Annotated in this window: 5 protein-coding genes; all 5 read right to left on the reverse strand. The window is 52.6% G+C overall.

Annotated features, from left to right (window positions below; translation table 11 throughout):
• Positions 1 to 88: 88 nt before the first annotated feature.
• The 5 genes from G437_RS0110265 to G437_RS0110285 all read right to left on the reverse strand — a co-directional run bounded on the left by G437_RS0110265 (position 89) and on the right by G437_RS0110285 (position 5,067).
• Entirely contained in the window at positions 89 to 958 is an 870-nt protein-coding gene (locus tag G437_RS0110265; protein WP_141739468.1) for a hypothetical protein, read from the reverse strand.
• A gap of 69 nt (positions 959 to 1,027) precedes the next feature.
• The gene (locus G437_RS0110270; RefSeq protein WP_024332461.1) at positions 1,028 to 2,266 is read right to left on the reverse strand and encodes a hypothetical protein; all 1,239 of its coding nucleotides are present in this window, start codon (positions 2,264 to 2,266) and stop codon (positions 1,028 to 1,030) included.
• Positions 2,267 to 2,383: 117 nt separating this feature from the next.
• Positions 2,384 to 4,099: a DNA-binding protein gene (locus G437_RS0110275; RefSeq protein WP_024332462.1), complete on the reverse strand. Its 1,716-nt coding sequence runs from the start codon at positions 4,097 to 4,099 to the stop codon at positions 2,384 to 2,386.
• Between the two features lie 15 nt (positions 4,100 to 4,114).
• Positions 4,115 to 4,735, reverse strand: a complete 621-nt coding sequence (locus G437_RS0110280) for a hypothetical protein (RefSeq protein WP_024332463.1) — start codon at positions 4,733 to 4,735, stop codon at positions 4,115 to 4,117.
• Positions 4,735 to 5,067 carry a hypothetical protein gene (locus G437_RS0110285; protein ID WP_024332464.1) on the reverse strand — a complete coding sequence of 111 codons (333 nt, stop codon included), beginning with the start codon at positions 5,065 to 5,067 and terminating at the stop codon, positions 4,735 to 4,737. Before G437_RS0110285 ends, G437_RS0110280 begins: the two co-directional genes overlap by 1 nt.
• Between the last annotated feature and the right edge of the window lie 76 nt (positions 5,068 to 5,143).

Below are 5,143 nucleotides of genomic sequence, written 5' to 3' on the forward strand. Positions count from 1 at the left end.
AAGGCCAAATACACCCAAAAACAACCCCCCATTCACCAACCGTTAACCAAAGGCGGCAGGTTCAGGCACACTCCCCGGGTGGACTCGCTTAGGAGATTGCTACAATCGAAATCGTAAATATGGCTATTATTTCTTGGGTCAAGATCAATCCCAGTCCCCACGCTGATCGCGCGGGATATTTATTTTTTATGAAATAGTCGACTGCATCTACATCGAGCGGGAACACCATAACCACTAGAAAAGCAGTGATAGGTATTAATATCAGATTAGCCCCAATTTGACCGTGGTAAATTGCTACCCCAATCATGCCTATTATTCCCAATACAGTTACCGATATGGCAGGTCTCAACCTATTTCTACCCACCATCAAATAAGCAACATAAATGGCAACTGCCACTATAATAACGGCTGACACCAGCGCCCAAGGACTGGAAAATATTGACGAATCTGCCCCTAGTTCTACAGGGTGAGTTTTCATCGGATCATAGAACGCATTTTTACCCTCCCCAGATTGGACCCATCTGTACAAGATCCACTTCCCCAGTTCATTTCCTAGTAGCTCTCCGCAGCCGAATACACAAAGAAAGCCGCTTATAAGGGTCCCTAGCTGGTTCACTAAAGCTATAAAAGACCAGGAGGCAAATGCCCAAATGATCATTCCCACTACCGGATTCAATAGCATTTGCGGAATCATGAAAAATATAGGCCCGTCGACCCAGTCAAATCCCAAGGCCTCAACAATCCACGACTCTGCAGAAACATCGCCCATTTTTGCGACAAACGCGCACTGCGTAACGCAACCAACTAACAAGACCAGGCAAAACGTTCCAACGGCCAAATAGACTCTTCCCCAGCTAATGCGACTTCCCCGAAGTCTTCCATAGACCTCACCCTGACGGGTTCCGTGCGTAATGCCTACTATCCCTCCCGGTGGAACCTCGTGTGGCAGCACATTCACAGGATTGGCTCCTAAATAAATTCCTTATTTTCCACCACGGTCGCCCTCTGAGAAGTTCAATTTCGCAACTCAGGCATCCTCGTAAAATGGCAGTATTAGCTTCGCGTATTCCTTATTTGAACCTGTGATCAGCGCTCTAGCAAGGTTGCAGGCAAATTCCTTGTCCACAACATTAGCTAAGATTACTAGCGCCATATCAGCTGCGAGCTTCTGGTACATCTGGTACCAAGCGAACCTTTCTTCAGGCTCCCAATCGCTCATGTGTTGTGTGCCCGCGCTTTCAAAATTCTGCATTGTCAGATGAGGGATAGACAAGATGCCGCCTGCCATAGCTACCTTTTGCATGGTCAGCAAATTTTCCATCGCAGCGCCAAAATCGTCCTGACTACCGCCCTCTTCAAAGCTGGCCTCAAGCATCGGCACATTAGTTCTGCTTCCTGCCACCCCAATAGCCTTAGCATGCACAAATTCCGCACCATCCCAGGGAAACTCGGGAGCTGGGATCTGCCCGGTCTCGTCGTCAGATACACCGAACTTCTGTTTGGCGCGATACTGGTAAGCCCTTATAACTTTCGCAAGGGTAAAAGCATATTGCACAGATTCGTGGTGCAACGGTACAGAGTCGGGGATGTCCATCTTCGCCTCGCCGGATTGAATCGCATCCAACTTCAGCTGCTTATCCCCGCTCGCAGAGCCGCTCGACTCTTTTGTGGAAACTCGCTCACCCGTAGCCAGCCCGCTATTCTCCGCAATCTTTTGGAACCTGCGTTCCTCGGAAATCTTTGTCAGCCGGTCTACAGTCTGTTGGTCGAAAGAAACCCCCATATTTGGCATCATCATGTCCAAAAATTCTAGGTACTGCCCAGACAACAATTGCATGGCTGGGAACCAAAGTTGGTCATCGTCCTGGCTGTATTTGAGCAACAAATGCGCGCCCATCCGGCAGGTATTGTCTACGTGATCAATTAATTCGCGCACCTGTTCCTGTTCTGAATCGGCCTTAGAGAGCTGTTGCAGCCTTCCGCACGCATCCCACAGAAGCGTGAAAATCCAACCTGCTATCCCAGATTCCTTGGCTCGCGCAACAGCCACCTGCAAGATCTCAGGCATAGCTTCAATAGTCTGGTCTGCGCCTTGCGCACATTCGACGAACATGTAGCCATAACTGTTCTGCCCAAACAGGTCGAAGCCGGCGCCGATCAAATCGTCACCCTCGGGTTCGCCTAAACGGGGTGAACGCGCCAAAAGATCGGCTATCGCCTGTACATCTGCGACGAATTTATCGTCTCCTGTGAAGATTTTTACCACTTCAGTGTCCCCTCAAACACAAACACAATTCATACGATAGCGAATTATTTACCGCCCCGTAACGCGGCGGTACTCCCGCGCCGATGGCGCGGGAGTAAAACCCAATAAACGACCCAGTCACTTGAAGAACAAATTCGCCCAAGTTCCTAACAACCCAATGGGGTTAAACACCTCGCCATTGAGTTTCGGGAATGAAAATAGCCCTGAGCCCCCCGTAGCAGCATCTGCCCCATCGTTCCAGGCTGGGACACCGTTTTGCATTAGCGGTGAAAATAGACCTGTAGCGCCAGTGCTAGCGCCTGCAGCGCCAGCGCCTCCCCCAGATCCTGCAGAGCTTAATGAACTGGCAGCACTTACCCCACCAACCGAATTAGCCCCGAGATTGGAGCCGAAGGGGCCGCCTTCTGGCATGTATCCGCTAGAGGTATATCCATTAGAGCCCCCGCTAAAAAGGTCGGAATTACCAGAGCCGGCACGATCCCCAAAGGAGCCCGCATCGGCAGTTGCCCCTGCAGCGACGGCCGGAGAGCTGGATACCGCAGCTGGCACTCGGGAAATATCAGCTGAAGCAGTTGGGGTGGCACCAAGCGAAGTAGGAACCGCGTCAACCGGCGTAGCGGCTGTTCCGGCGGTCGCCCCAGTCGCGGCTGAGTCAGTACCGTTTATTACAGCACCCATTTGCTGCCCTGCTTCTTTCAGCTTAGGCAAAACAGACTTTAGGCCCTCAGGAGACTGCAAGAACGAGTCAGGTCCATCCACCAGATTGTGCACCGACTGGCCTATGGCATTCATTGCCCCCTGGGAGTCTGCAGGACTGATGTGGGACAACGGGTTATCCCACTGGCCTGTCGTAACGAGTTTCTGCAGCGAGGAGCCAATAGCGTTCGAAATGTTCTTGATACCTCCGCTATTTAATGCTGGCTGGACAGCACCGGCTAGCATTTGCCCAACCGACGTTAGCTGAGGAGCGAAAGCCGCCATCCAATTTCCCCCAGAGGTGAAAGCTTGGAAAGCCTTACCCAGAACACCCCCGGCAGCCCCCAGTGCCGGAAGAATACTCTTTCCGAGGGCTATCAGTGACTTGAAATCAAAATTGCCGTCCGCAGCCATGCGCATAACTCCATCAACCGCCTGCAGCACGCCCACCACGGCACTTGCAACAGCTACCCAACCGCCGCCCATGAACATCGACAAAACCCCAAGGCCTATAGAAACTACCTTGAGGACCTTCATTAGCCCTTTCCAGAAATCTGAATAAAGCAGCTTCTCGATTCCCTTGAGCTTCGGAGCTTCCTCGTTCGCTGCCCTGATCTGGCTGACGACCTCTTGGGCTGCCTGGTCGTAGTCCTCTTTGACTCGCCTGACCCGCTGCACCGCCGCATCCAGGCGTGTACCCGAGCTTGCTAGCTGCCGCTTATAGCTGTCCAACTGCGAATCGGCTCCCGAAGCGCCAGAAAGGCCGGCTGTAAAATCGGCTACGGCGCCCCTCAAACCCTTGTTATCCATTTGCGCCTGTTCAGCCTCAGAGAGGGCCTGTTCGGCCTCCCTGCGCATCGGCTCTATACGGGTTTCCCAGCCCTTTAGCGCTCGAGCTACCTTGTGGAAGCTGCCCGCAAAACGTCTAAAATCGTCGGGAAGACTCTGGGATTTTTGCTCAATCTTGCGAACCCACTGCCCCTGTTGCGTGCCAGCGCTGCCGCCTCCCAGCAATGCGGCAGCATGCTCGAATGTATCCCCTAGCCGCTGATACCGCTGACTTAGGGCCGCGACCTCGCTGCTATTGCCTGGGATGGGATGACTACTCAGGTGCACTAAATGCCAATTGTGCTCCATATTGGTCCTCCATATTTATTCTTTAGATATACGAACCGAGGTCGTAATCAAGGCGAATAATTCGAATAAAGTGTCAGCCACCTCCACTTGCGGGCTAATGCCAGTGGTAACCAACACGTGATCGGCGACCGGAATGAATGTTCGAAAATGAACTAGTTTCGCGTCGGCAGGGCCGCTACCTGTGATAGCCCGCGCAGAGGCCACTGCTGCGGCCTGAATGCCCCTGCCTAACTCGGGCACCTCGACGGGCATCAGATTCATGACGTCATCTTGGCCAAGCGATTCCTGATCTTCCATCAGAGCCTCAGAGATGGTGTCCAGTTCTTCTTGTTCGTTCCCGAAAGCCGACGCCGGCGGAGTCAAGCCAATCATGAACGTGGCCACCAAATTCTCAACACCGTGCGCATCCGGGCTAGTGGTGTAAACCATCCGGATGCCAGCCTGCCAAGCTTGCTCGTAGGTGCTAGATAACGCCTGACGCATCTTTGGGTAGACCTCGTGCCAATTAGCGACCGTGTTTCGCAAGGGATTTAGCACCTTGTACAACTGCGCGTCGCGACGCTCTGGATCCACATCCACGCGTTCCCACCCGGCAGGAGGGATAAAAGAAATAACTAGTTCATCATCTGCGGACATTAATTTCCACCGTTACCATTCGATAGGGCGCTTTCCCGGTGCGAGTGCCCACCTGTAGCCGCCTGCGCCATAGCGTTGTCGGCCTCGGTAGTACCTCTGGAAACATTCCCTAAATAGTCGCCGTACATTTTAACTTTTTCTTCGTACTTATTTCTGGTTTTTTGCACCTCAGTATTGAAATCAACTAGTTCCCGAATAATGTCGCGGTGGCCCACGTTTTCTTTTGTGGGTTCCATATCCTCGTTGTCTCTTAAACTCAGAACCTGGTGAATGTTGTGAAAGGTGCTCTGCAATTCGTCCAGATTCGCCTGGTCTACTTTTAGATCAGCCATTTCGCCTCCGGCAGTGGTTTTGGGTCCTGCCGGCTGGCAGGGCCCAAACCAAGCCCTGCTAGTTCAAACCAGACGC

Origin of the sequence: Winkia neuii subsp. neuii DSM 8576, assembly GCF_000420405.1 — a bacterium.
Classification (GTDB): domain Bacteria; phylum Actinomycetota; class Actinomycetes; order Actinomycetales; family Actinomycetaceae; genus Winkia; species Winkia neuii.